This is a genomic window from Ventrimonas faecis, assembly GCF_040096075.1.
GTDB lineage: Bacteria > Bacillota > Clostridia > Lachnospirales > Lachnospiraceae > Brotaphodocola > Brotaphodocola faecis.
The window spans coordinates 16,309-41,002 of the sequence record NZ_JBBMFJ010000004.1; the positions used below are offsets into that span (position 1 = coordinate 16,309).

Sequence of the window (24,694 nt, forward strand, 5' to 3'; positions counted from 1 at the left end):
GAAGATATTATCCCCCAGAAAGGAGTTTTATTATGTTACATCCATCCTATACAGATTTGATCAACGCAGTAAACAGCGAGGTTGAGCCGGGCGAGCAGCCGGTCGTACAGAGCCGTTATTCCATCGTTCTTGCAACCTCCAAGCGTGCAAGACAGATCATCGGCGGAGATGAGCCGCTCATCGCAAAGGCAGCAGGCAAAAAGCCGCTTTCCATCGCAGTTCAGGAGCTTTACGAGGGTAAGGTAAAAATTCTTGGCGATAACGATGTGGAAGAAGAGGAAGAGGCAAAGGCCATCGAAGCTGCAGCAGACGGAGATCCGGAAGCATTCGAGACCGAAGCGGAGCAGGTTGAGGAAGAAGAGTAAAAATTAGGATACGATAAAAGAAAGGAGAAGGCCGTCTCACGATTGGGGGAGATGGCTTTTTCCATAAAACAGGAGTTTGAAATTTATGAAGATTTTATGTGTTTCCCTTGGCTGTGACAAAAACCTGGTGGATACCGAGATGATGCTCGGTCTCTTAAACCGGGATGGTCACACCTTTACAGACGATGAAAACGAGGCAGATATCATTGTGGTTAATACCTGCTGTTTCATCAACGACGCGAAAGAAGAGAGCGTCAACACCATCCTGGAGATGGCGGAACTGAAAAAGACCGGCAAGTGCAAGGCACTGATCGTGACTGGCTGTATGGCCCAGCGCTACAAACAGGAGATCATCGATGAGATCCCGGAGGTAGACGGTATTCTTGGCACCTCCACTTACGATGAGATTTCCAACGTGTTAAAGCAGGCCCTTGGTGGTGAGGAGCATGTCAGCTGTTTCCATGACCTGAATGCGCTCCCGGAGGTGGAAACCGAGCGTATCATCACCACTGGCGGACATTATGCGTTCCTGAAGATTGCAGAGGGCTGTGACAAGCACTGTACCTACTGCATCATCCCAAGCCTGCGCGGCAATTACCGCAGTGTGCCGATGGAGCGCCTGTTAAAAGAGGCAAACCAGCTGGCCGACCAGGGCGTACGGGAACTGATTCTGGTGGCACAGGAGACCACTCTTTACGGCGTGGACTTATATGGAAAGAAAATGCTTCCGGAGCTGCTTCACAAGCTGGCAGAGATCCCGGGCATTTACTGGATCCGCGTTCAGTACTGCTATCCGGAGGAAATCACCGACGAGTTCATCGAAGCAATCCGTACGGAAGAAAAGGTCTGCCACTATCTGGATGTTCCGATCCAGCACGCGAGTGACCGCATTTTAAAGCGCATGGGACGCCGCACCAATCAGGCACAGCTTCGCGAGATCATTGGAAAGCTTCGTGCCGCAGTGCCGGATATTGCAATCCGTACCACTATGATCTCCGGATTCCCGGGAGAGACCCAGGAAGACCATGAAGAGGTCATGCGGTTTGTGGATGAAATGGAGTTTGAGCGTCTTGGTGTATTTACGTATTCCGCGGAGGAAGATACTCCGGCAGCAACTTTCCCGGATCAGATCCCGGAGGAAGTGAAGGAAGAACGCCGTGACGAGATCATGGAGCTTCAGCAGGAGATTGCCTTTGAAAAGTCCGAGTCCATGGTTGGACGTGTTCTGGATGTGATGATCGAGGGCAAGGTGGCCGATGAAGCCGCTTATGTAGGAAGAACCTATATGGATGCCCCGAATGTAGATGGATATATCTTTGTTAACAGTGGTGAGCTTTTTATGTCCGGTGATTTTGTCCGGGTGAAGGTAACCGGTTCCAATGATTATGACCTGATCGGGGAGGTATACGATGAATCTGCCGAATAAACTTACCGTAATGCGGGTGATCATGATCCCGTTTTTTGTAATCAGTCTGCTGGCATTTCAAGGAGAAGTACGCCTGCTGCGCAATCTGGCGGCGGCCATCTTCATTGTAGCCAGTCTGACGGATATGCTGGATGGAAAGATTGCCAGAAAGTATAACCTGGTGACAAATTTTGGAAAGTTCATGGATCCGTTGGCGGACAAGCTTCTGGTCTGTTCCGCACTGATCTGTCTCATTGAACTGGGACAGCTTCCAGCCTGGATGGTCATCATCATCGTCAGCCGGGAATTCATCATCAGCGGATTCCGTCTGATTGCCGCGGAGCAGGGCATTGTGATCGCTGCCAGCTACTGGGGCAAATTTAAGACCACATTCCAGATGATCGCGGTTATCTTAATGATCGTGAATCTTCCGGTGCTTCATATTCTGACGGTGGCCTGCACCTGGATTGCCCTGGTGTTGACCGTAGTTTCGCTTGTAGATTACATTGCAAAGAATCATAAAGTGCTTACAGAGGGGGCAATTTAAATGGTAGTAGAACTGATTTCAGTCGGTACTGAGCTTTTGCTTGGCAATATTGTAAATACCAATACCCAGTTCCTCGCGGAGAAATGCGCGCTGCTGGGCCTGACCATGTACCATCAGGTAACAGTTGGAGATAACCATGACCGTCTGGCCGAGGTGATCCGGACCGCGTTAAAGCGCTCGGATGTCATCATTCTGACTGGCGGCCTTGGACCGACCGAGGATGACCTGACCAAGGAGGTCTGCGCGGAGGTTATGGGCTTCCCGTTAGTGGAAGACAAGCATACCCGTGAACGGATCGAGGAGTATTTCCGCAACAACATTTACAAGGTGATTTCCGATAATAACTGGAAACAGGCCATTGTTCCGGCGGGCTGCATTGTCCTGGACAATGATAACGGCACTGCGCCGGGCCTGATCCTGGAGAAATACGGTAAATCCGCCATCCTTCTTCCGGGACCGCCGAATGAGCTGTATCCGCTGTTTATGAATCAGGTATACCCATATCTGCAGAAGCTGCAGCCGGAAGTCATCCGTTCCCAGATGGTCAAGGTCTGCGGCATCGGAGAGAGTCAGGTGGAGGACAAGCTGCTGGACCTCATCGATAAACAGCAGAATCCGACCATTGCCACCTATGCAAAGACCGGAGAAGTTCACATCCGCGTGACGGCAAAGGCAGCTACCGAGGAAGAAGCCAAGAAACTGGTGAAACCGGTGGTAAAAGAAATCAAGAACCGTTTCGGTGACTGTGTCTACTCCACGAAGGAAGAGGAGACCCTGGAACAGGCTGTGGTTAAGCTGTTAAAGAAATACGAGCTGACGGTGACCACGGCGGAGTCCTGTACCGGCGGACTGCTGGCCGGACGCATCATCAATGTGCCGGGGGCTTCCGAGGTTTACAACGAGGGCTTTATCACCTATTCCAACAAAGCAAAACGCAAATATCTGGATGTCAGCAAGAGTACGTTAAAGAAATACGGTGCTGTCAGCGAGCAGACCGCAAGGGAGATGGCGACCGGTGGCGTGTTTGCCACCGATTCCGATGCCTGTGTGGCTGTGACCGGCCTGGCTGGTCCGGACGGCGGCAGCGAGGAAAAACCGGTGGGTCTGGTTTACATTGCGACTTACATGAAGGACAAGGTCAATGTCCAGAAGTATCAGTTTAAGGGCAACCGGGCAAAAATCCGGGAGCAGGCAGTGGTAAAGGGACTGGATCTTCTGCGCCGTTCCATTCTCGACAATTACCGGTAAAATCACCGGAAAGCAGATGATGGCAAAAAGGAGAAAATGCGATGCAGTGGTACAGTCATTTGTATGTGGGGAAAAAGGCAAAGCGGCACCGGTATGCCATCATTCAGGGCATCCGGGAAGAAAAGCTGCAGCCAGAGGTTTATGTGATTACCTCCCCGCAAAATGGAGAGAATCTCTGTGACATCTATCCTTCTGCCATGCTTCTGGTCCCATCGGAAAAGAAGAAAGAGCGCATGATCCTGGGAATCGCGGTTACATACTGGGAAGCCCTGGAGGTGGTCCGCGGGATGGTAGATGATCTGTATCAGAAAACAGGAGAGGTATCAGCGGCGTCCTTTGCCCGCTTTACAGGGTATGATGTATGGTAGCAATCGTACTGGGAATCTTAAAAATAATCGGAATCCTGCTTCTGGTGGTGCTGGGACTGCTTCTGTTTGTGATCTTAAGCGTGCTGTTTGTGCCGGTCCGGTACCGGGCGGAGGGCAGCTTTTATGAAAGCCTGAAAGCAAAGGCATCGGTCAGCTGGTTTCTGCATCTGATTTCCCTGAAGGTTTCTTATGATGAAAAAATGCAGACGGATTTTCGGATTCTCTGGTTCCATCCGGGACGGGAAACGAATGAGGAGGATACGGACCAGGCAGAATCCGGCAGGACAGAATGTGAAACAGGCGGGGGAAAAACAGACAAGGCAGAACCTCGAATGGATGAGGCTGAAGCGGTGAAGGAAAACACTGCAGGAGCGGAGACAGGAAAACAGGATCTGAAAGACGAACTGGCGGAGCGGGTGGAAACCGCGGAAGTGCCGGGAACTTCGGAAACTCCTGAAAATCCTGAAACAGAGACACCGGATGACGCAGATTCAAAACCGAAAAAATCACGTTTCCGCCTGTCTGCGATTCCGGAACGGATTTGCAGATGGATAGCAGGAATGAAAGCCAGAATCCACAGAATTTCCCAAAGGCTCAAAGGGATTGCCGGGAAATTCAGGCATGGCAAGGCCCGGTGGGAGACAATCCGGGCCTTTATCCGGGATGAGGAAAACAAAAAAGCATTCCGTCTGGCAAAAAAGCAGATTTTCGCGGTTATCCGGCATGTCCTGCCGCGGAAACTGGAAGGAAAAGTGCATTTTGGTTTTGATGATCCGTACACGAGCGGCCAGGTCCTTACCTGGATCAGTCCGTTTTACGGCCTGTATGGACGGCATGTCCAGGTGATCCCGGATTTTCTGGAACCGTGCCTGGAGGGAGAACTGAAACTGAAAGGACGCATCCGCCTGGGAACGCTTTTGTTTCTGGTATTCCGGATGCTTCAGAATAAACAGATCCGTTTGTGGATCAGAAAATGGCGGGAATCTTAAGGCCTGGAATTCCCGGCCGTCCGCATGAAGGAGGACAATATGGCAGAGAATCAATTTGTTTCAACAGTAGAAGCCCTGTTTAAGGGGATGGATCAGTTTGTAACGACAAAGACGGTGGTAGGAGATGCCGTGAAGGTGGACGATGCCATCATCCTCCCGCTGGTGGATGTGACCTGTGGCATGGCAGCCGGTTCCTTTGCGGACAACGCAAAGCATAACGGCGGAGGCGGCATGAGCGCCAAGATGAGCCCCAGCGCAGTTCTTGTGATCCAGAACGGCGTGACGAAGCTGGTCAACATCAAACAGCAGGATGCGGTAACCAAGGTTCTTGACATGGTGCCGGATTTCGTGAACAAGTTTGTTGGCGGAAAGCAGGAAGAGGTTTCGGAAAAGGCCATGGAAAGCGCGCAGGAGCTTGCTGCGGCCAGTGAGGAGACAGAAAAAAAGACGGAAGAACAGACCGAATAATCGGTGTGGTTCATCCTGCACGGGTTACAGAATGAGAAAAGAGCAATAGGCGTATCGTATAAGCCCCGGTTCATACCTTGTGGGATACGGCATATACTGATAGTGAAAACTTACGCTGCTGTTTCTGCGTCAGACGATGATGCGGAAATGGCTGCGTTTTCATATCAGGAGGCCGCCATGAGGCGTGTTCTGGGGCTTATGCTTTTTTGTTTTGGGATCGGCATGACGCTTCTTTTGTTTATTCCGGAGACATTGTCGACGCTGATTTTTATTATCGGATGCCTGACTTTGGGATATTATCTGTTTTGTGGGTGAGAAAAATGTGAAAAAACACAGAACCCTGCGAAATTAGAAGATTTACGGAAAATCTAAAACGAAAAAGAGGACATGTCAAACGACATGTCCTCAGCATTCAGTTCCAATTATGCTCTTTCAACTAAGCCAGAACGTAAGCAAGAAGTACATACATACATCTTCTTAGCTCCTCCATTAACTTTAACCTTAACGGATTTAACGTTTGCTTTCCAGATCGCGTTGGATCTTCTATGGGAGTGGCTCACGTTATTTCCGAAGTGAGCAGCCTTTTCACAGATTGCACATTTAGCCATGATTGCACCTCCTTAACCGGTACTTGGTCCCGTAAGGAACCACAACATAAAGTATGATAGCAGAAAGTCCTCATTTTGGCAAGTGAAATTTCACATTTTTTTGAGAAAATTATGAAAGGCCCGGAAAAAATTGAGGAAAACGTGGAAAAAATGTTTTTGGGGGTAAATGTTTTCGAGAAAAGTCGTAATGGACATAAATAAGGATATATGGTATGATTAATTAGTTAAATAATGCCTTTTTCCGATTGGCATAACAGAAAGCAATGCAGTGGTGTTTTTCGTCCTGCTGCAAATAAGATAGATATGGAGGGGTTTCTATGAAGGGACGCATCAACAACAAACTGGGCGAGATTCAGATTAGCTCCGATGTGATCGCCATGTATGCAGGCATGACGGCAGTAGAGTGTTTTGGTATTGTTGGTATGGCAGCTGTCAGCATGAAAGACGGACTGGTTAAGCTGTTAAAACGTGAGAGTCTGACCCACGGAATTACCGTAGAAGTGCAGGACAACCATATTTCCATCGATTTTCACGTGATTGTGGCATACGGCGTCAGCATCTGTGCGGTATCAGACAACCTGATCGCAAGTGTAAAATACAAAGTAGAAGAATTCACCGGCATGGAGGTTGACAAGATCAACATTTATGTAGAAGGTGTACGAGTTATCGATTAAGGAGGACCTGACGGTGAGTGTAAAGGTAGTAGACGCCCGTCTGATGCAGAAGGCATTTCTTGCCGGAGCAAAGGGATTAGAAGCAAAAAAAGAATGGATCAACGAATTAAACGTATTTCCGGTGCCGGACGGTGATACTGGAACCAACATGACCATGACGATCATGTCTGCGGCAAGAGAAGTGGCAGCAGTAGAGAATCCGACCATGGATTCTCTGGCGAAGGCCATTTCTTCCGGATCCCTGCGCGGCGCGCGCGGTAACTCCGGCGTAATCTTATCCCAGCTGTTCCGTGGTTTTACCAAGGAAATCAAGGGAAAAGACGTTGTTGATGTCAAGACTCTGGCACAGGCTTTTGTCCATGCGACAGAGACTGCATATAAGGCAGTTATGAAGCCGAAAGAGGGTACCATTCTTACGGTTGCGAAGGGCATGGCAGACAAAGCGGTGGAAGTGGCTGAGGAGACGGATGACGTATTAGAGTTTGGCGGAAAGGTCATTGAGCACGGCGACTATGTATTAAGCCAGACTCCGGAGATGCTTCCGGTATTAAAGCAGGCCGGTGTGGTAGACTCCGGCGGCCAGGGCTTGATGCAGGTATTAAAAGGTGCTTTTGACGGCTTAAGCGGAAAGGAAGTAGACATCACGGTTCCGGACGCAAAACCGGTCAGCGCAGCCGCATCTGAGGCAAAGGGCGCAGCGTCCACCGACATCGACACGGCTCACATCAAATATGGTTACTGCACGGAGTTCATCATCAACCTGGAAAAACATTACGATGAGAACAGCGAGCATGAGTTTAAGGCTTATCTGGAGTCTATCGGTGATTCCATCGTAGTTGTTTCGGATGATGACATCGTAAAAGTACACGTTCATACCAACGATCCGGGTCTTGCCATTCAGAAGGCACTGACCTATGGTTCCCTGTCCCGCATGAAGATCGACAACATGCGTGAGGAGCATCAGGAGCGCGTGATTCAGGATGCAGAGCGCAAAGCTGCAGAGCAGAAGGCCGAGGAAGAAAAGGCTGAGGCAGCCAAGGCAGAGCCGAGAAAACCGTATGGTTTCATTGCTGTATCCGTAGGAGACGGACTGGGCGAAATCTTCAAGGGTATTGGAGCAGATTATCTGATCGAGGGCGGTCAGACCATGAACCCGAGTACCGAGGATATGGTCAACGCCATTGAGCATGTCAACGCAGATACTGTCTACATCCTGCCGAACAACAAGAATATCATTCTGGCTGCAGAGCAGGCAAAGTACCTGGTAGAGGACAAGCAGATCATTGTTGTTCCGTCCAAGACTGTGCCGCAGGGTATTACCGCGCTGATCAACTTCATTCCGGACCAGACTCCGGAGGAAAATCTGGAGACCATGGTGGAGGAGATGGGCCGTGTCAAGACCGGTCAGATCACCTACGCAGTTCGCAATACCGTAATCGATGACATGGAAATACACGAAGGCGATATCATGGGAATCGGCGATCACGGCATGCTGGCTGTCAGCACCAGTCTGGAGAAGACCACCGTTGACACCTTAAAGGCAATGCTGGATGAGGATTCTGAGCTGGTTACTGTATACTACGGAAGTGATGTTACCGCAGAGGATGCAGAAGCTCTGACTGCAAAACTTCAGGAAAACTTCCCGAATGTAGAAATCGAGCTTCAGGAAGGCGGCCAGCCGATCTATTATTACCTGATTTCTGTAGAGTAATCAGAAATAAATTGTGATGTAAAAATATGAGGGGAGTTGTCTGTGCAGATGACTCTCCTTTTGTGATATAGGAGAATGATTATGAATCAGCAGCCAATTACCAGCCTGAAAGGAATTGGAGAGAAGACCGCGAAATTATTTGCGAAGCTGGGCGTGGAGACCGTGGAGGAACTGCTTCACGATTACCCGCGCGCTTATGATGCCTATGAGGAACCGGTTCCCATTGGAAATTTGCGGGAGAAGGGTATGTTTGCGGTATCCGGCCAGCTTATGAAGACGCCGTCCGTGCGCCGGTTTCAGAATATCCAGGTTATTATCACCGATGTGCGGGATATGACGGGAACTCTGCAGCTGACCTGGTACAATATGCCCTATTTGCGCAATGTCCTGCAGATGGGACAGATCCTGGTGTTCCGCGGCCGCGTGGTGAAGAAAAGCGGCCGGCTGACCATGGAGCATCCGGAGGTGTTCACACCGGAACAGTACCGGAGCGTCATGCATTCCATGCAGCCGGTGTACGGCCAGACAAAGGGACTGGGTAATAAGGCCATCACCCGGGCCGTACAGCAGGCGTTAGAGCAGCGGCAGATGGAACGGGAATACTTACCCGAGGAACTTCGCAGCCGCTATGAGCTTGCGGAATACAACTATGCCATTGAGCATATTCATTTTCCGGCAGATAAAAAAGAACTGCTTTTTGCCAGAAAACGCCTGGTGTTTGATGAGTTTTTGTTCTTTCTGCTTTCCGTGCGCCGCTTAAAAGAAAAACGCCAGGATTTGAAAAGCAAATATGTGATTCCGCGGTCGCCGGAGGTGGATAACCTTCTGGCGTCTCTGCCCTATGAGCTTACCGGCGCCCAGAAAAAGGTGCTGGAAGAGGTGCGGAAGGATCTGGAAAGCGGTCTGGTCATGAACCGTCTGGTGCAGGGAGACGTGGGATCCGGCAAAACCATAGTGGCGGTGCTGGCCCTTTTGGAGACCGCCATGAACGGCTGCCAGGGTGCCATGATGGCACCGACCGAGGTCCTGGCAAAACAGCATTACGAGTCCATTACCAGCCTGTTTTCCACATACGGCATCGACAAACAGGTGGTGCTGGTAACCGGCTCCATGACGGCAAAGGAAAAGAGGCTGGCTTATGGAAAGATTGCTTCCCATGAGGCAGATATCATCGTGGGAACCCATGCCCTGATCCAGGACAAGGTGCATTACGACCGCCTGGCCCTGGTCATCACCGATGAGCAACACCGGTTTGGCGTGGGACAGCGGGAAGCTTTGGGCAACAAGGGCAGCGAGACAGATCCGGAACTGACACCCCATGTGCTGGTTATGAGTGCTACCCCGATTCCGCGGACTCTGGCTATTATTCTGTACGGGGATCTGGATATCTCCATCATTGATGAGATGCCGGCAGAGCGTCTCCCCATTAAAAACTGTGTGGTGGACACCGGGTACCGGGATAAGGCGTACCAGTTCATTGCCAGGGAGATTGCCGCCGGGCGCCAGGCTTATGTCATCTGTCCGATGGTAGAAGAGAGTGAGATGATCGAGGCGGAAAATGTTCTGGATTACACCAGGCTTCTGCGGGAAAAGCTGCCCGCCGGCATTACCGTGGAGTATCTGCACGGAAAGATGAAGGGCAAAGAAAAAAATCAGATCATGGAGCGTTTTGCCTCCGGCGAGATTCAGGTGCTGGTCTCCACCACGGTTGTAGAGGTCGGTGTTAACGTGCCCAATGCCACAGTTATGATGATCGAAAACGCGGAACGGTTCGGACTGGCCCAGCTTCATCAGCTTCGCGGCCGCGTAGGCCGCGGCGCGCATCAGTCCTACTGCATTATGGTTAACTGCTCCGATCAGGATGGAACCCAGGAGCGGCTGGATATCTTAAATCGCTCCAACGATGGCTTCTACATTGCTTCTGAGGACCTGAAACTGCGCGGCCCCGGCGACTTCTTCGGCCTGCGCCAGAGTGGCGACATGGAATTCAAAATCGCAGATATCTTCACCGATGCCAATCTGTTAAAGACTGTATCCGAAGAAGTAAACCGCATCCTGGAGCGTGACCCAAACCTGGAGCAGGAGGACTACCGGGCGTTAAGAGATCGGTTGGATGTATATTTAAGTAAAAGTTACGACAAACTGAATCTGTAGTTTAGCCAGTAACGTAGACAGAGGACTGATTGATCATTGTCTGAAAAAAGTGGTTGACAAATCCGTTCTGCCGCATTATGATAAGTACCAACAAAGACAAACCGATGAGAAAGAGGAGTAAGCACTTCGCTGATATCACAGAGAGCTGCAGGCGGTGGGATTGCAGTATGGACGGAATTGCTGAATGGACTTTCGAGGGCAGATCTGAAACCGGAGTAAAACACATAGCAGGGAGTAGGGACTGACGGAAACCGCAACCGTTACCTGGCGGCGTATATGTTAGTATATGGGTGAGTGGGTGCAAACCAATTTGAGTGGTACCGCGGATTAAGTAAATTCGTCTCAAATACAGAGTGAAATCTGTATTTGAGACTTTTTTTGTTCCATAAACCACCGGTTGGAAAAATAAGCATCCGGCCGAAAAAGGTTGTCCTTGTGAAGAAACGAAAGAGTTACGAAAACAATGAAAAACCGAAAGGCAAACAGGAGGAAAAGATTATGAGAAAAAGTGTGAAGGTTATGGCAGCAGCAATGGCAGCAATGATGGCGTTAGCAGGATGCGGAAGCAAGACCGCAGAGACCACCGCAGCAGATACAACAGCAGCAGAGACCACCGCAGAGGCAGCATCCGAGGAGACTACCACAGAAGCAGCAGGTGTGGAGCTTGCAGATGGCGAATACACCGTAGGCATTGGCCAGTTCGCGGAGCACGGCTCCTTAGACAACTGCCGTACCGGATTTTTACAGGGCCTGGCAGATGAGGGCATTGTGGAAGGCAGGAACCTGACTGTCCTTTACGAGAACGCACAGGCAGACGGCGGCACCGCAAGCCAGATCATGAACAACTTCCTTTCCAAGAAAGCAGATCTGATCTGTGCCATTGCAACTCCGATCGCCCAGAGCGCTTACAGCGCAGCGAAGGACGCAGGCGTTCCGGTTATCTACACCGCAGTGACTGATCCGGTTCTGGCAGAGCTTGCAAACGCAGACGGAACTCCGGTTGGTGAGATCACCGGTACCAGTGATAAGCTTCCGGTTGAGAGCCAGTTACAGATGATCCGTACCATGCTTCCGGATGCAAAGACCATCGGCATCATGTACAGCACCAGCGAGATCAACTCTGTTTCCGCTATCGAAGAATACAAGGAAGCAGCACCGGAGTATGGCTTTGAGATCGTAGAGAGCGGCATTTCTTCTACCGCAGACATCCCGTTAGCAGCAGATGCCCTGGTAGAGAAAGTAGACTGCATCAACAACTTAACCGATAACACCGTAGTAAGCTCCCTTCCGGTTATTCTGGATAAGGCAGCAAAGAAAAACATTCCGGTATTCGGAAGTGAGATCGAGCAGGTTAAGATCGGCTGCCTGGCAGCAGTTGGACTGGACTATGTAAGCCTTGGCGAGCAGACCGGTAAGATGGCAGCAAAAGTATTAAAGGGTGAGAAGAAAGCAAGCGAGATGAATTTCGAAGTCATCGAAGAGGCAGCTTTCTACGGCAACAACAAAGTAGCAGAAAATCTTGGCATCACCATTCCGGCAGAGCTTTCCGACAATGCGGCAGCACTGTTCGATGAGATTACAACCAACTAGGACTTATATAATAGAAAGAAGTCCTTAGAAATCGGAGGAAACACATGTCTATCATCATTGGCGTCATCGAGGAAGGTTTGATCTACGCGATCATGGCACTCGGCTTATATATTACCTACAAAATCCTGGATTTCCCGGATCTGTCTGTGGACGGCACGTTCCCGATGGGAGCGGCTGTCACAGCCATGCTGATCTTAAAGGGCGTACATCCGGCCCTGACTCTGGTCTTAAGCTTTGCGGCAGGACTGCTGGCCGGATGCATCACCGGCCTGATCCATGTTAAATTGAAGGTGCGGGATCTTCTCTCGGGCATCATCATGATGACAGCGCTTTACTCTGTGAACCTCCGGATTGCCGGAAAGGCAAACCTGCCGATCTTCAGCAAGGAAACCATTTTTGAGAACGCGTTTCTGGAGTCAGTTGTACCAGCGGCATTGGATCCGTATCTGGTGAGCATCATCCTGTTTGTGATCGTTCTGATCTGCAAACTGCTGCTGGACCTCTTCTTAAAGACCCGCGCCGGATATCTGCTGCGGGCAGTTGGCGACAACGAGGTGTTAGTTACTTCCCTGGCAAAGGATAAGGGCATGGTCAAGATTCTGGGCCTGGCTCTGGCCAATGGCTTTGTAGCTCTGGCTGGCTGTGTATACTGCCAGCAGAAAGGATTCTTCGAAGTCAGCACCGGTACCGGCACTATGGTCATCGGCCTGGCCAGCGTTATCATCGGAACCAAACTGTTAAAGCGGTTCCGCAGCGTGAAGGCAACCACTGCAGTGATTTTCGGTTCCATCGTTTACAAGGCCTGCGTATCCCTGGCTATTGCCCTGGGTATGGCGGCATCGGACTTAAAGCTGATCACAGCAGTCCTGTTCTTGATTATTCTGGTTGCCAGCAACCGAAAGGAAAGGAAGGTAAAGGCACATGCTTGAGTTAAACCACATTCATAAATATTACAATGCGGGTACGGTCAATGAGATGTGCCTGTTCAACGATTTTTCCCTTTCTATTGAAGACGGGCAGTTTGTATCGGTGGTGGGATCCAACGGTTCCGGCAAGACCTCTATGCTGAACTTAATCTGCGGAAGCATTCCGCTGGATGCAGGACAGATTAAAATCGGAAATGAAGATATCACGAACATGCCGGAGTTTAAGCGGCAGAAACGCATTGGCCGCGTGTACCAGAACCCGGCTATGGGAACCTGTCCGTCCATGACCATTCTGGAAAATATGGCTCTGGCAGATAACAAGGGCAAGCCCTTTAACCTGCGCCCGGGCACCAACCGTCAGCGGGTGGAGTTTTACCGGGAACAGCTTCATATGCTGGGACTGGGACTGGAGGATAAGATGGATGTGAAGGTTGGTGTGCTTTCCGGCGGCCAGCGCCAGGCTATGGCACTGCTCATGTCCACCATGACTCCGATTGAGTTCCTGATTCTGGATGAGCACACCGCAGCGCTGGATCCGAAAACCGCAGACATCATTATGGAACTGACCGACAAGGTGGTAAAAGAGAAACATCTCACCACCATCATGGTTACCCACAATCTGCGTTACGCCGTGGAGTACGGCAACCGCCTGCTGATGATGCATCAGGGGCACGCCATCATTGACAAGGCCGGTGAGGAAAAGAAACAGATCCAGATTGAGCACATCCTGGATAAGTTCAATGAAATCAGCATTGAATGCGGCAACTGAGTTTAGAATACTTTTATACACGGAATACACCTCTTGTGCTATACTGTTATTTAGTAGAGAGAGGTGTATTTTTTATGAAATTAAAAACGCGTCTTGCCATTGCTTTTGTAACATTCAGCGTCCTTCCCATTCTGTTTGTGGGGCTCATGCTATCGGTAGGCCGTCTGTTTATGGTCTACCGGATGGACGAGTTCGGACCGGAAGTAAAAACGATGGTGGCTCAGCTGATAATCACGGCTGTGCTGATGCTCATGTTTATCTGTGGTTCCCTGACCATCTGGGTGTATCGATCCATTTTGCGGCCGTTAAGCAAGCTTCAGGAAGCGACCCGCAAGATCCGGGACGGCAATCTGGATTTCACCCTGGATATCGAGGAAGATGATGAAATCGGGGAGTTGTGCCAGGATTTTGAGGAGATGCGCATCCGCTTAAAGGAGAGCGCGGAGCAGAAAATCCAGTATGATAATGAAAATAAGGAGCTCATCAGCAATATTTCACATGATTTAAAAACGCCTATTACGGCCATCAAAGGCTATGTGGAGGGGATTCTGGACGGCGTGGCTTCCTCACCGGAGAAGCTGGACAAATATATCCGCACCATCTATAACAAGGCCAACGACATGGACCGGCTGATTGACGAGCTGACCTTTTATTCCAAAATCGACACCAACAAGATTCCGTACACGTTCAATAAGATCAATGTCAACAGCTATTTCCGTGACTGTGCGGAGGAGGTTGGTCTGGATATGGAATCCCGGGGCATCGAACTGGGGTATTTTAACTATGTCAATGAAGACGTGGAGGTTATTGCCGACGCGGAGCAAATGAAGCGTGTCATCAATAACATCATCAGCAACTCCGTCAAATATCTGGATAAGCCAAAGGGTATCATCAACATCCGCATCAAGGATGTGGGCGATTTCATTCAGGTAGAGATCGAGGACAACGGCCGGGGCATTGCCACGAAGGATTTGCCTTATATTTTTGACCGGTTCTACCGCACGGATTCTTCACGGAATTCGTCCAAGGGCGGAAGCGGCATCGGCCTTTCCATTGTGAAGAAGATCATTGAAGATCATGGCGGCCGTATCTGGGCCACCAGCAAAGAAGGAATCGGCACGGAGATGCATTTTGTGCTGAGAAAATATCAGGAGGTGATACAAAATGAGCAGCAGAATTCTGATCATTGAAGACGAGACCAGCATCGCGGAGCTTGAGAAGGATTATCTGGAGTTAAGCGGTTTTGAAGTAGAACTGGAGGAGCAGGGAGATGTGGGCCTGGAGCGGGCCTTGAACGAAGATTTTGATCTTCTGATATTGGACCTGATGCTTCCGGGCATGGACGGTTTTGAGATTTGCAAGCGGTTCCGGGAAGTCAAGAACACGCCCATCATCATGATTTCCGCAAAGAAGGACGATATCGACAAGATCCGGGGCTTGGGCCTGGGAGCGGATGATTACATGACCAAGCCCTTCAGCCCCAGTGAGATGGTGGCTCGGGTCAAAGCCCATCTGGCCCGCTATGAGCGCCTGATCGGAAGCGGAAGCCCGGAGAACGAGATCATTGAGATCCGCGGCCTGAAAATCGACAAGACCGCCCGCAGAGTCTGGGTGAACGGCGAGGAGAAGAACTTTACCACCAAGGAGTTCGACCTCTTAACCTTCCTGGCCCAGAATCCGAACCATGTATACACGAAGGAAGAACTGTTCCGGGAAATCTGGGATATGGATTCCATCGGAGATATTGCTACGGTAACCGTGCACATCAAAAAGATTCGTGAAAAAATCGAGTTCAATACTGCGAAACCGCAGTATATTGAGACCATCTGGGGCGTGGGATACCGGTTCAAGGTATAATAAGGAAACGGAGGATAACGTATGGGAATCCATGCAGGAATTTATATGGCAGCGGCAATTTTGTCCGCGCCGGTTTTGACAGCGGGAGGCGGACAGAGCCAGGCAAATATTAGTTTTGACGCACCGCAGCAGAGCGGAAGCGGGGAGGCAGGAAATCAGATGGAAAATAAAACAGATACGGCAGCAGTATCAGCCCAGGCAGGAACAGCGGACGCATCACGCTTTGTGCTTCCGGAAGAAGCAAGGGTACTGGTGATCGTGGAAGGAACCGGCGGTACTGGCTGTAATGTTTACGCTTTTGAGCGGAGCAGCGCGGCAGGAACCTGGGAGAAACGGCTGGAGACCACCGGGCATCTCGGCATGAACGGCATGAGCAGCCACCGCCATTCCGGTGACAAGACCACGCCAATCGGTGTATTTAAAATGAATACCCCCTTCGGTCAGGCCAAAGCCCTGGAGGGGTTCCCTTCCGATTATATTCAGGTAGATGACACTTATGTTTGGGAGGATGACACCAACAAGATGAGCCGTGACCTTTCCAAAGAAGGCGAGCGGGTCGGCAGCAGCGGCTATGCCGGATATTACGATTACGCCATAGATGCCGGATTCAATCCGAACGGCATTAAAAATCAGGGTTCCGCGCTGTTCTTACACTGCTCCGGTGAGTTTAAGAATTACACCTCCGGCTGTGTAGCCATCGAGAAAGATCAGATGGCCCAGATCATGAAGCTGTACGGTAAGTATGGCAGCGGCGCGTCGTTTATCGCGCAGGCGCCGAAGGGAACATTTGAGCAGATTTATAATACCTATGGAACGAACCAGGGACTGTCGCCGGAGGGAAACTTCCAGGAATTGTGAAAACCAGCAGTATCCGGAGTGTTCTGCCAGATTGCACACTGCCAGATTGCACTCGAAAAGAAAATTGACATTCCAAAATCCGTATGTTAGAATACAAAATTGTGCTGAAGAAGATTCAGAATACCATCCTGAATCTTCTTTTTTCATGTGATTGTGTGCAAAAATCTGTCGGTGGCAGGTGTTTGCATGCCTGAGACCGAGGTGTTCCCCCACTGGAACAAACTTTCGGAAACCCGAAAACAGATTGTAAATAGAATGAGGAAAATGAATGGAAACAGTAAAATTTGAAGAGTTACAGTTAGATGACCGCATCCTGCGCGCCGTGACCGACATGGGCTTTGAGGAGGCTTCCCCGATTCAGGCGAAGGCCATCCCGGTGGAGATGGAAGGCCATGACATCATTGGACAGGCTCAGACCGGAACCGGTAAGACCGCAGCCTTTGGTATCCCGCTTCTTCAGAAGATCGACCCGAAGAAGAAAAAACTGCAGGCCATCGCTCTTTGCCCGACCCGCGAGCTGGCTATCCAGGTGGCAGATGAGATCCGCAACCTGGCAAAATATATGCATGGCATCAAGATTCTGCCGATTTACGGCGGACAGGACATCGTGCGCCAGATCCGCGGCTTAAAGGACGGTACCCAGATCATTATCGGTACTCCGGGCCGTGTTATGGACCATATGCGCCGCAAGACCGTGAAGTTTGATCAGGTACATACCGTTGTGCTGGATGAGGCAGATGAGATGCTGAACATGGGCTTCTTAGAGGATATGGAGACCATCTTAAGCCAGCTTCCGGAGGAGCGCCAGACCGTGATGTTTTCCGCTACCATGCCGGCAGCCATCCAGAAGATCGCGGAGAACTTCCAGAAGGATCCGCAGATCGTGAAGGTTGTAAAGAAAGAGCTGACCGTACCGAAGGTAACCCAGTATTATTATGAAGTAAAGCCGAAGACCAAGGTCGAGGTGATGTGCCGTCTGCTTGACATGTATGCGCCGAAGCTTTCCGTAGCGTTCTGCAATACCAAGAAGCAGGTAGATGAGCTGGTAACGGAGCTGCAGGGCCGCGGTTACTTTGCCGAGGGACTGCATGGTGACTTAAAGCAGGTACAGCGTGACCGTGTTATGAACAGCTTCCGTAACGGCCGCACTGAGATTCTGGTGGCAACCGATGTGGCAGCCCGTGGTATCGACGTAGATGATGTAGAGGCAGTATTCAACTATGACATCCCGCAGGATGACGAGTACTATGTACACCGCATCGGCCGTACCGGCCGTGCAGGCCGCGAGGGTATCGCATTTAACTTTGTCGTAGGCCGTGAGGTATACAAGCTGCGCGATATTCAGCGTTACTGCAAGACCAAGATCATTCCGCAGGCAATCCCGTCTCTGGATGACATCACCGAAATTAAGGCAGAGAAAATCCTGGATCAGGCGAAGGAAGTTCTGGCAGATATGGATTTAAATCGCATTTCCCATATCATCGAGAAGAAGCTGTTAGAGGAGGATTACACTTCCCTGGAGCTGGCAGCAGCACTGCTTCGCATGAACATGGGCGAGGAGAACGAGGACATCATCTTCGACAACCGTCCGGCAAGATCTTTAGATGATCTGGATTCCAGACGTGACCGTGGTGACCGCGGAAATGGTCGTGGCAGAAAAGATGGCAAGGGAAGAGACGGACGAAATGGCCGCGGCAGAAAGAATCAGGATGACGCGGATATGGCCCGCCTGTTTATCAATATCGGAAAAGACCAGAAGGTAAAACCGGGTGATATCCTGGGCGCCATCGCAGGCGAGTCTGGCATTTCCGGCCGTCTGGTGGGAAGCATTGACATGTACGATAAGTACACCTTTGTAGAAGTTCCGCAGGACTGCGCAGAGGAAGTACTTGAGTGCATGAAGAATGCCCGCATCAAAGGAAAATCCATTCATATGGAACCGGCAAACGGAAGATAAGCAGGAATTTTCTGAACGGAAAACAGAATACAAAGAGAAACACGAAGGCGCGTATGGAAACTACGCGCCTTTTATGTTACAATCAGTTATTATATATAGACAGGAGGACACGGACATGAAACAGTTTGGATTTATTGGCATGGGCAACATGGGTTACGCGATCTTAAAAGGCCTTTTAAAGACCACAGCGCCGGATCAGCTCATTTTTTCAGCGAGGAATAAAGCACATATGGAACAGGTGGCAGCAGAAACCGGAGTTTCTTACGCAGCGGACAATGAAACCTGCGCAAAGGAGAGTTCCTGCCTGGTGCTGGCGGTAAAGCCACAGCAGTTTGATACGGTCATCGGGGAAATCCGGGATGCAGTGACGGAAGACCAGATCATCATTTCCATTGCACCGGGGATTACCATTGCGAATCTTCAGGAACGTTTTGGGAAGAAATGCCGCATTGTCCGGGCTATGCCGAATACACCGGCTCTGGTGGGAGAGGGCATGACCGGAGTCTGCTACGACAAAACATTGTTTTCCGCAGAGGAAGAAAAGCGGATCGAGCAGCTGTTTACCTCGTTTGGCCGCATGACCGTGGTGGATGAAAAGCTGATGGACGCGGTGGTGTGTGCCAGTGGAAGTTCGCCGGCTTATGTATACATGTTCATTGAGGCACTGGCAGACAGTGCCGTAAAATATGGAATCCCGCGGGCAGATGCCTATAAGCTGGTGGCCCAGACGGTGCTTGGCAGCGCGAAGATGGTGCTGGAGACGGGAGAACATCCTGGTCTGTTAAAAGATAAGGTCTGCTCACCTGGCGGAACTACCATTGCCGGTGTGGCGGCTCTGGAGGAATATGGCATGCGCAATGCTGTGATCAAGGCAACGGATGCCTGTTACGCAAAATGTAAGGGAATCCAGTAGGAAATTCAGAAAACGGAGGAATTCATCATGAGTGTGGAAGAAAAACAGAATCAAAAGGCAGGCCAGCCGGAGAACAAGGCAAAAATTGAACCGGTCATCCGCAAAGACCGTCAGCTGAAATATACCGGAAATATTTTAAAGATATATGAGGACACCGTGATCGCGAATGGACATGAGGCCCACTGGGATTACATCCATCATGACGGGGCAGCGGCTGTGGTAGCTGTGGCAGATGACGGGCAGCTTCTCATGGTGCGCCAGTACCGCAATGCCCTGGACCGGGAGACGCTGGAGATTCCGGCTGGCAAGCTGGATGCGCCGGATGAACCGAAGATTGAGTGCGCTTACCGGGAGCTGGAGGAGGAGACCGGATACCGCTGCGAGAAGCTGGAATATCTGATGAGCTTAAATACCACCGTTGCCTTCTGCGATGAGGCCATTGACGTGTTTGTAGCCCGTAACCTGATTCCGTCCCATCAGCATCTGGATGAGGATGAGGTCATCAACGTGGAGCGCTGGAGCGTGGAGGACCTCCAGAAGCTTATTTATGCCGGCAAGATGACCGATGCCAAGACCGTAGCGGCGATTATGGCTTACGCGGCGAAATACGGAAAGTAAGGTCATCCTGAAAAATCTGAATACCGGGTTCGGGAAGGCGCATAGGATAGAAAAAACGATGGAGTTTTTATGAGACTGGAACGTTCCATAACTGTCCTTGCAGCAGCAGTTCTGGCCGGATGGCTGCTTGCAGTGCTTTTGTGCAATGGCCTGTTTTACCGGGATATCGTAAATTATGAAGTGCTTTATCAGGGGATGGCTGGCTGCTGGGCAAAGGTCTCTGAGCGGGGCCGTACCGGGCGGATCAGCCTTCTGGCATTGCGCGTTTTGCAGGCAGCAGCTGTATATGGCATAATGCGCTGCAGGATTCGGAGGGCAGGCAGTCTGTTTCTTGGTATTGCCGCAGGTTTTTGCGGAGGAGTGCTTTTAAGCCTTCTGGTGTGGAGCCGCGGTGTGTCTGGAGGGCTGTTATTTCTGGCTTGTGGTTTTCCACAGGATCTGGCCTATCTGCCCTGTTTGTTTCTGCTGCTGATTCGTGGGAGATCGGACCGGCCGGTACAGAAAGAACGCCTGTTTTGCATCACGGTCTTTTTGCTGGCGGCCGGAATCTGGATGGAGCTTTACATCAGTCCGCTGATCTTAAAATTGTTTTAAAAAAATACAATGCAAAACTTACAACATGTTGAGATAGGAAGAACCACGTCTCCAACATGTTGTATTTTTTATGTCAATCATGCCGGAACGGTCAAAAAAGTGGGAAATATGTGTTTGATTTTATAGGAAAATGCGGATATAATGGTATTCACATTGCCGGAATATGCAGGTTTTATGGGATTTTTGGGGTGGGAAACAGCTCTGGCCCATCACTGCGGAAGCGGCGGGAAATACCGTTTTTGGGGAGTTGGAGTTTAAGAATATGACGACAGAGATAGAGTCTTTTATCCATTATCTTGAGGATGTGAAACAGTCATCTAAAAATACTGTAGTATCTTACCAGAGAGACTTAAGGCAGCTTAAGGAGTATCTGGAGCGCCAGGGAATTGAAGAACCGGCCAAGGTAACCAGAACCTGTCTGAACTCCTACATTTCCTATCTGGAACGAAAAGGAAAGGCTACCACCACCATTTCCCGCATTCTGGCCTCGACAAAAGCATTCTTCCACTATGAACTGATGGAGGGAAACATCCGCCGGGATCCGGCTGAGCTTTTGAAAACACCGAAGATCGAGAAAAAGGTTCCGGTTATCCTTACGGTGGAAGAAGTAAACCGTTTTCTGGAGCAGCCGGAGGGAGAGGGAACCAAAGAAGTGAGGGACAAGGCTATGCTGGAACTCCTTTACGCCACGGGAATCCGGGTATCCGAGCTGATCGGACTGGAGCTTCAGGACGTGAATCTGGCGGTGGGCTTTCTTACCTGCCGGGATGGGGAGAAGGAGCGGGTGATTCCCTTTGACAAAAAGGTAAACCAGTATCTGCGGGCCTATCTGGAGAAGGCCAGACCGGAACTTTTAAAAGGAAATGAGTCCTCCTGGCTCTTTACCAACTGCAGCGGAAAGCAAATGTCTCGTCAGGGCTTCTGGAAAATTGTAAAATATTACGGAGACAAGGCCGGAATCCAGGTGGATATCACGCCTCACACCCTGCGCCATTCCTTTGCTGCGCATCTCATCAGCAGTGGCGCGGATATTCAGGCAGTGCAGACTATGCTCGGACATGCGGATCTGGCAACTACACTGGCTTATCAGGGCTATATCCAGAAACAGCATTAAGTGAAATAAAACTTACAGGCGTCGCGGATTCGTGCGCCTGTATTCTTTTCCCGGGAAAACAGTTCTCGCGACTTGGAAATTGTGATATACTGAAACAAGGTTTGTATACAAAGGAGCGGATGTGGTATGGCACGGGAGGATGAAAACGAAAGAGGCAGAAAGTCGGATATGCGGGTGCGTTTCAGACCAGACGCAAAGCCGGTACGGCAAAGTAAGAGGCAGAGCGGTCGTTCCATGAGGCTTCTCATTGCCGTGGACGCGGTTTTGCTTCTGGCCATCCTGATTGCGGGAGGCATGCTGCTTTACCGGAGCCAGAACCGGGAACCGGAGCAGCATCTTTCTGAAATTCAGGCGCCGGACTGGTATACCCAGGATTTCCTGACCGTAAATCCTTACTCCAGACCAGGAACGAAGCGGGAACGTGTGCGGGACATCGTTATCCATTATGTGGCCAATCCGGGCACGGGCGCAAAACAGAACCGGGATTATTTTGAGGGCCTGAAAGACCAGAGCGGATCAAAGACGGTATCGGCCAGCAGCCATTACATCATTGGATCTGACGGAACGATTTTGCAGTGCATTCCGTTGGATGAAGTGGCGTATGGCAATTATCCGCGCAATGACGATACGGTATCAATCGAGTGCTGCCATCCGGATGCAGATGGACGTTTTACTGATGCCACGATCAAATCCCTGGCAAAACTGACGGGATGGCTTTGTAAAGAATTGTCCCTGAATGAGAAGCATATCATCCGCCATCACGATGTGAGCGGAAAGAATTGTCCAAAATATTATGTAGAGCACGAAGATGCCTGGAGAGCACTGAAAAAGAAGCTGGCTGCCGGCATTAAGGAAGCAAAGGCAGAATAACAGAAAGGAATCCTGATTTTATGGGAAAATCATTATACATAGCGGAGAAACCCAGTGTGGCCCAGCAGTTTGCGGACGCGCTGAAGATTTCCGCAAGACGGTCGGACGGCTACATTGAGTCCGATACCGCGGTGGTGACCTGGTGTGTCGGACATCTGGTGACCATGAGCTATCCCGAGGCATATGACCCGGCTCTGCGGCGCTGGAGCCTGCAGACGCTGCCGTTTCTGCCAAAGGAATTTAAATACCAGGTGATCGATGGCGTCTCAAAGCAGTTTGCCATTGTGAGCCGCCTGTTAAACCGGCCGGATGTGGATACCATCTATATCTGCACCGACTCCGGACGGGAGGGAGAGTACATCTACCGCCTGGTGGACCAGATGGCCGGAGTGAAGGGAAAAACCAGAAAACGTGTCTGGATCGATTCCCAGACGGAGGAGGAGATCCTGCGCGGTATCCGGGAAGCAAAGGACTGGAGCGAGTACGATAATCTGGCGGCCTCCGCCTATCTTCGGGCGAAAGAAGATTATCTGATGGGCATTAACTTTTCCCGTCTGCTGACTTTAAAGTATGGTCCCACGATCTCAGCCTTTTTAAAAGCGGACCGCACGGTGCTTTCCGTGGGCCGTGTCATGACCTGCGTGCTGGGCATGGTGGTACGCCGGGAACGGGAAATCCGCAATTTCGTGAAGACACCATTCTACCGGGTGATCGGTACCTTTTTATCCCAGGATATGAAGTTTGACGCGGAATGGAGAAGCGTGGATGGTTCCTGCTGTTTCCAGTCTCCGAAGTTATATAAGGAAAATGGTTTTAAGAAGCGGGAGGATGCGGAAGCACTCATTGCCCGGCTGAAGGAAACAGACCCGCTGGCGGGTGCCTTAAGCAAAGTGGAGCGCAAGAAAGAAACGAAAAATCCGCCGCTGCTTTATAACCTGGCGGAGCTTCAGAATGACTGCTCCAAAATGTTCAAGATCAGCCCGGATGAGACTTTGAAGGTCGTGCAGGAACTGTACGAGAAAAAACTGGTGACCTACCCGCGTACCGATGCCCGCGTTCTGTCTACCGCAGTGGCGAAAGAAATTACCAAGAATATCGGTGGCCTGCGCAACTTTGAGCCGATGCGCGGTTTTGCCCAGGAAGTTCTGGATCAGGGTTCCTATCAGGGGCTTGCGAAGACCCGGTATGTCAATGATAAGCAGATCACCGACCATTATGCTATTGTGCCGACCGGTCAGGGATTTGGTGCCATGCGCAGCCTTTCTCCGCTGTGCATGAAAATCTACGAGGTGATCGCCAGAAGATTCTTAAGCATCTTTTATCCGGCGGCCATTTACCAGAAGTATGCGTTGGAATTAACCTGCGGACAGGAGCATTTCTTTACCAGCTTCCGCGTGCTTACCGAGCCGGGCTACTTAAAGGTGGCAGAGGTGCCGAAGCGTAAAAAAGCGGATGATGCCGCAGCTTCCGGCAGTCAGGCACCGGATGGAGAGAGCGATGACAGGGACGAATCGGAAACCAACAAAAAAGATCTGGAGAATCCGGCGTTCATTGCCATGCTGGCTTCCCTGAAAAAGGGCATGCAGCTTCCGGTGGACGGCTTTGCCATCAAGGAAGGGGAGACCTCTCCTCCAAAGCGTTATTCTTCCGGTTCCATGATCCTGGCTATGGAGAACGCGGGACAGCTCATTGAAGATGAAGAACTCCGCGCCCAGATCAAGGGCAGCGGCATCGGCACCAGCGCGACCCGCGCGGAAATTCTGAAAAAGCTGGTCAATATCAAATATCTGGCATTAAACGGCAAGACTCAGATCATCACACCGACGCTTCTGGGAGAGCTGGTCTTTGATGTGGTGGGCGCGTCCATCCGCCAGCTTCTGAACCCGGAACTGACGGCAAGCTGGGAGAAGGGCCTTACCTATGTGGCGGAAGGCTCCATCACCCAGGATGAATATATGGAAAAGCTGGAACGCTTTGTGGCAGGACGGACTTATGGGGTTCTGCGCCTGAATAATCAGTATCAGCTTAGGGAATATTTTGAGGCAGCCGGGCAGAACTACTCGAAAAAGTAAGACGCCCTGGTCTGAAAAA

25 protein-coding genes and 1 other annotated feature are annotated in these 24,694 nt (G+C 50.7%); of the genes, 24 read left to right on the forward strand and 1 reads right to left on the reverse strand.

All coding sequences use genetic code 11. The features are described from left to right. Positions 1-32: 32 nt before the first annotated feature. The 8 genes from rpoZ (at position 33) to WMO41_RS03140 (ending at position 5,705) form a co-directional block, all read left to right on the forward strand. The gene (gene rpoZ, locus WMO41_RS03105; RefSeq protein WP_349228521.1) at positions 33-365 is read left to right on the forward strand and encodes a DNA-directed RNA polymerase subunit omega; all 333 of its coding nucleotides are present in this window, start codon (positions 33-35) and stop codon (positions 363-365) included. Between the two features lie 85 nt (positions 366-450). Continuing rightward, positions 451-1,791, forward strand: a complete 1,341-nt coding sequence (rimO, locus tag WMO41_RS03110) for a 30S ribosomal protein S12 methylthiotransferase RimO (RefSeq protein ID WP_349228522.1) — start codon at positions 451-453, stop codon at positions 1,789-1,791. Beyond that, the gene (gene pgsA, locus WMO41_RS03115; RefSeq protein ID WP_177292148.1) at positions 1,775-2,317 is read left to right on the forward strand and encodes a CDP-diacylglycerol--glycerol-3-phosphate 3-phosphatidyltransferase; all 543 of its coding nucleotides are present in this window, start codon (positions 1,775-1,777) and stop codon (positions 2,315-2,317) included. Before rimO ends, pgsA begins: the two co-directional genes overlap by 17 nt. Further along, entirely contained in the window at positions 2,318-3,565 is a 1,248-nt protein-coding gene (locus tag WMO41_RS03120) for a competence/damage-inducible protein A (protein ID WP_177292149.1), read from the forward strand. A 41-nt stretch (positions 3,566-3,606) separates the two neighbouring features. Next, positions 3,607-3,933, forward strand: coding sequence for a hypothetical protein (locus WMO41_RS03125; RefSeq protein WP_349228523.1), 327 nt, complete (start codon positions 3,607-3,609; stop codon positions 3,931-3,933). Beyond that, positions 3,927-4,922, forward strand: a complete 996-nt coding sequence (locus WMO41_RS03130; RefSeq protein ID WP_349228524.1) for a hypothetical protein — start codon at positions 3,927-3,929, stop codon at positions 4,920-4,922. The genes WMO41_RS03125 and WMO41_RS03130 overlap by 7 nt, the downstream gene beginning before the upstream one ends. 39 nt (positions 4,923-4,961) lie before the next feature. Next, complete coding sequence (locus tag WMO41_RS03135) at positions 4,962-5,390, forward strand: GerW family sporulation protein (RefSeq protein ID WP_349228525.1); 429 nt, start codon at positions 4,962-4,964, stop codon at positions 5,388-5,390. 102 nt (positions 5,391-5,492) lie between these two features. Further along, complete coding sequence (locus tag WMO41_RS03140) at positions 5,493-5,705, forward strand: hypothetical protein (RefSeq protein ID WP_349228526.1); 213 nt, start codon at positions 5,493-5,495, stop codon at positions 5,703-5,705. Positions 5,706-5,812: 107 nt separating this feature from the next. Here WMO41_RS03140 and rpmB read toward each other — a convergent pair whose 3' ends face one another. After that, the gene (gene rpmB, locus WMO41_RS03145; RefSeq protein ID WP_118533668.1) at positions 5,813-5,998 is read right to left on the reverse strand and encodes a 50S ribosomal protein L28; all 186 of its coding nucleotides are present in this window, start codon (positions 5,996-5,998) and stop codon (positions 5,813-5,815) included. 317 nt (positions 5,999-6,315) lie between these two features. On the opposite strand from rpmB, the gene WMO41_RS03150 reads away from it, so the two are divergent. The 16 genes from WMO41_RS03150 (at position 6,316) to WMO41_RS03225 (ending at position 24,675) form a co-directional block, all read left to right on the forward strand. Next, on the forward strand, positions 6,316-6,672 hold the full coding sequence (locus WMO41_RS03150) for an Asp23/Gls24 family envelope stress response protein (RefSeq protein ID WP_118732281.1): 357 nt from the start codon (positions 6,316-6,318) through the stop codon (positions 6,670-6,672). Positions 6,673-6,685: 13 nt separating this feature from the next. Beyond that, positions 6,686-8,383: a DAK2 domain-containing protein gene (locus WMO41_RS03155; RefSeq protein ID WP_349228527.1), complete on the forward strand. Its 1,698-nt coding sequence runs from the start codon at positions 6,686-6,688 to the stop codon at positions 8,381-8,383. A gap of 78 nt (positions 8,384-8,461) precedes the next feature. After that, positions 8,462-10,537: an ATP-dependent DNA helicase RecG gene (recG, locus tag WMO41_RS03160; RefSeq protein WP_349228614.1), complete on the forward strand. Its 2,076-nt coding sequence runs from the start codon at positions 8,462-8,464 to the stop codon at positions 10,535-10,537. A gap of 95 nt (positions 10,538-10,632) precedes the next feature. Next, positions 10,633-10,885, forward strand: a binding site (T-box leader). 150 nt (positions 10,886-11,035) lie between these two features. After that, complete coding sequence (locus tag WMO41_RS03165) at positions 11,036-12,127, forward strand: ABC transporter substrate-binding protein (RefSeq protein ID WP_349228528.1); 1,092 nt, start codon at positions 11,036-11,038, stop codon at positions 12,125-12,127. Between the two features lie 44 nt (positions 12,128-12,171). Continuing rightward, positions 12,172-13,056 (forward strand): ABC transporter permease, encoded by an 885-nt coding sequence (locus tag WMO41_RS03170; protein WP_349228529.1) that lies wholly within the window; start codon positions 12,172-12,174, stop codon positions 13,054-13,056. Then, positions 13,049-13,822: an ATP-binding cassette domain-containing protein gene (locus tag WMO41_RS03175; RefSeq protein ID WP_177292156.1), complete on the forward strand. Its 774-nt coding sequence runs from the start codon at positions 13,049-13,051 to the stop codon at positions 13,820-13,822. The genes WMO41_RS03170 and WMO41_RS03175 overlap by 8 nt, the downstream gene beginning before the upstream one ends. 74 nt (positions 13,823-13,896) lie before the next feature. Next, a complete protein-coding gene (locus WMO41_RS03180) occupies positions 13,897-15,012 on the forward strand; it encodes a sensor histidine kinase (RefSeq protein ID WP_349228530.1) in 1,116 nt (371 codons plus the stop codon). Then, on the forward strand, positions 14,987-15,679 hold the full coding sequence (locus WMO41_RS03185) for a response regulator transcription factor (protein ID WP_118533675.1): 693 nt from the start codon (positions 14,987-14,989) through the stop codon (positions 15,677-15,679). Before WMO41_RS03180 ends, WMO41_RS03185 begins: the two co-directional genes overlap by 26 nt. A 21-nt stretch (positions 15,680-15,700) precedes the next feature. Continuing rightward, a complete protein-coding gene (locus WMO41_RS03190) occupies positions 15,701-16,537 on the forward strand; it encodes a hypothetical protein (RefSeq protein ID WP_349228531.1) in 837 nt (278 codons plus the stop codon). Between the two features lie 268 nt (positions 16,538-16,805). Continuing rightward, positions 16,806-18,494 (forward strand): DEAD/DEAH box helicase, encoded by a 1,689-nt coding sequence (locus WMO41_RS03195; RefSeq protein WP_349228532.1) that lies wholly within the window; start codon positions 16,806-16,808, stop codon positions 18,492-18,494. 115 nt (positions 18,495-18,609) lie between these two features. Further along, on the forward strand, positions 18,610-19,407 hold the full coding sequence (gene proC / locus WMO41_RS03200; RefSeq protein ID WP_349228533.1) for a pyrroline-5-carboxylate reductase: 798 nt from the start codon (positions 18,610-18,612) through the stop codon (positions 19,405-19,407). A gap of 27 nt (positions 19,408-19,434) precedes the next feature. Next, entirely contained in the window at positions 19,435-20,025 is a 591-nt protein-coding gene (locus tag WMO41_RS03205; RefSeq protein WP_349228534.1) for an NUDIX hydrolase, read from the forward strand. A 69-nt stretch (positions 20,026-20,094) separates the two neighbouring features. Beyond that, the gene (locus WMO41_RS03210) at positions 20,095-20,619 is read left to right on the forward strand and encodes a hypothetical protein (RefSeq protein WP_349228535.1); all 525 of its coding nucleotides are present in this window, start codon (positions 20,095-20,097) and stop codon (positions 20,617-20,619) included. Positions 20,620-20,881: 262 nt separating this feature from the next. Next, positions 20,882-21,733, forward strand: a complete 852-nt coding sequence (xerA, locus tag WMO41_RS03215) for a site-specific tyrosine recombinase/integron integrase (RefSeq protein WP_494338423.1) — start codon at positions 20,882-20,884, stop codon at positions 21,731-21,733. A gap of 126 nt (positions 21,734-21,859) precedes the next feature. Next, on the forward strand, positions 21,860-22,603 hold the full coding sequence (locus WMO41_RS03220; protein WP_349228537.1) for a peptidoglycan recognition protein family protein: 744 nt from the start codon (positions 21,860-21,862) through the stop codon (positions 22,601-22,603). A gap of 20 nt (positions 22,604-22,623) precedes the next feature. Further along, a complete protein-coding gene (locus tag WMO41_RS03225) occupies positions 22,624-24,675 on the forward strand; it encodes a DNA topoisomerase (RefSeq protein ID WP_349228538.1) in 2,052 nt (683 codons plus the stop codon). Positions 24,676-24,694: the final 19 nt, after the last annotated feature.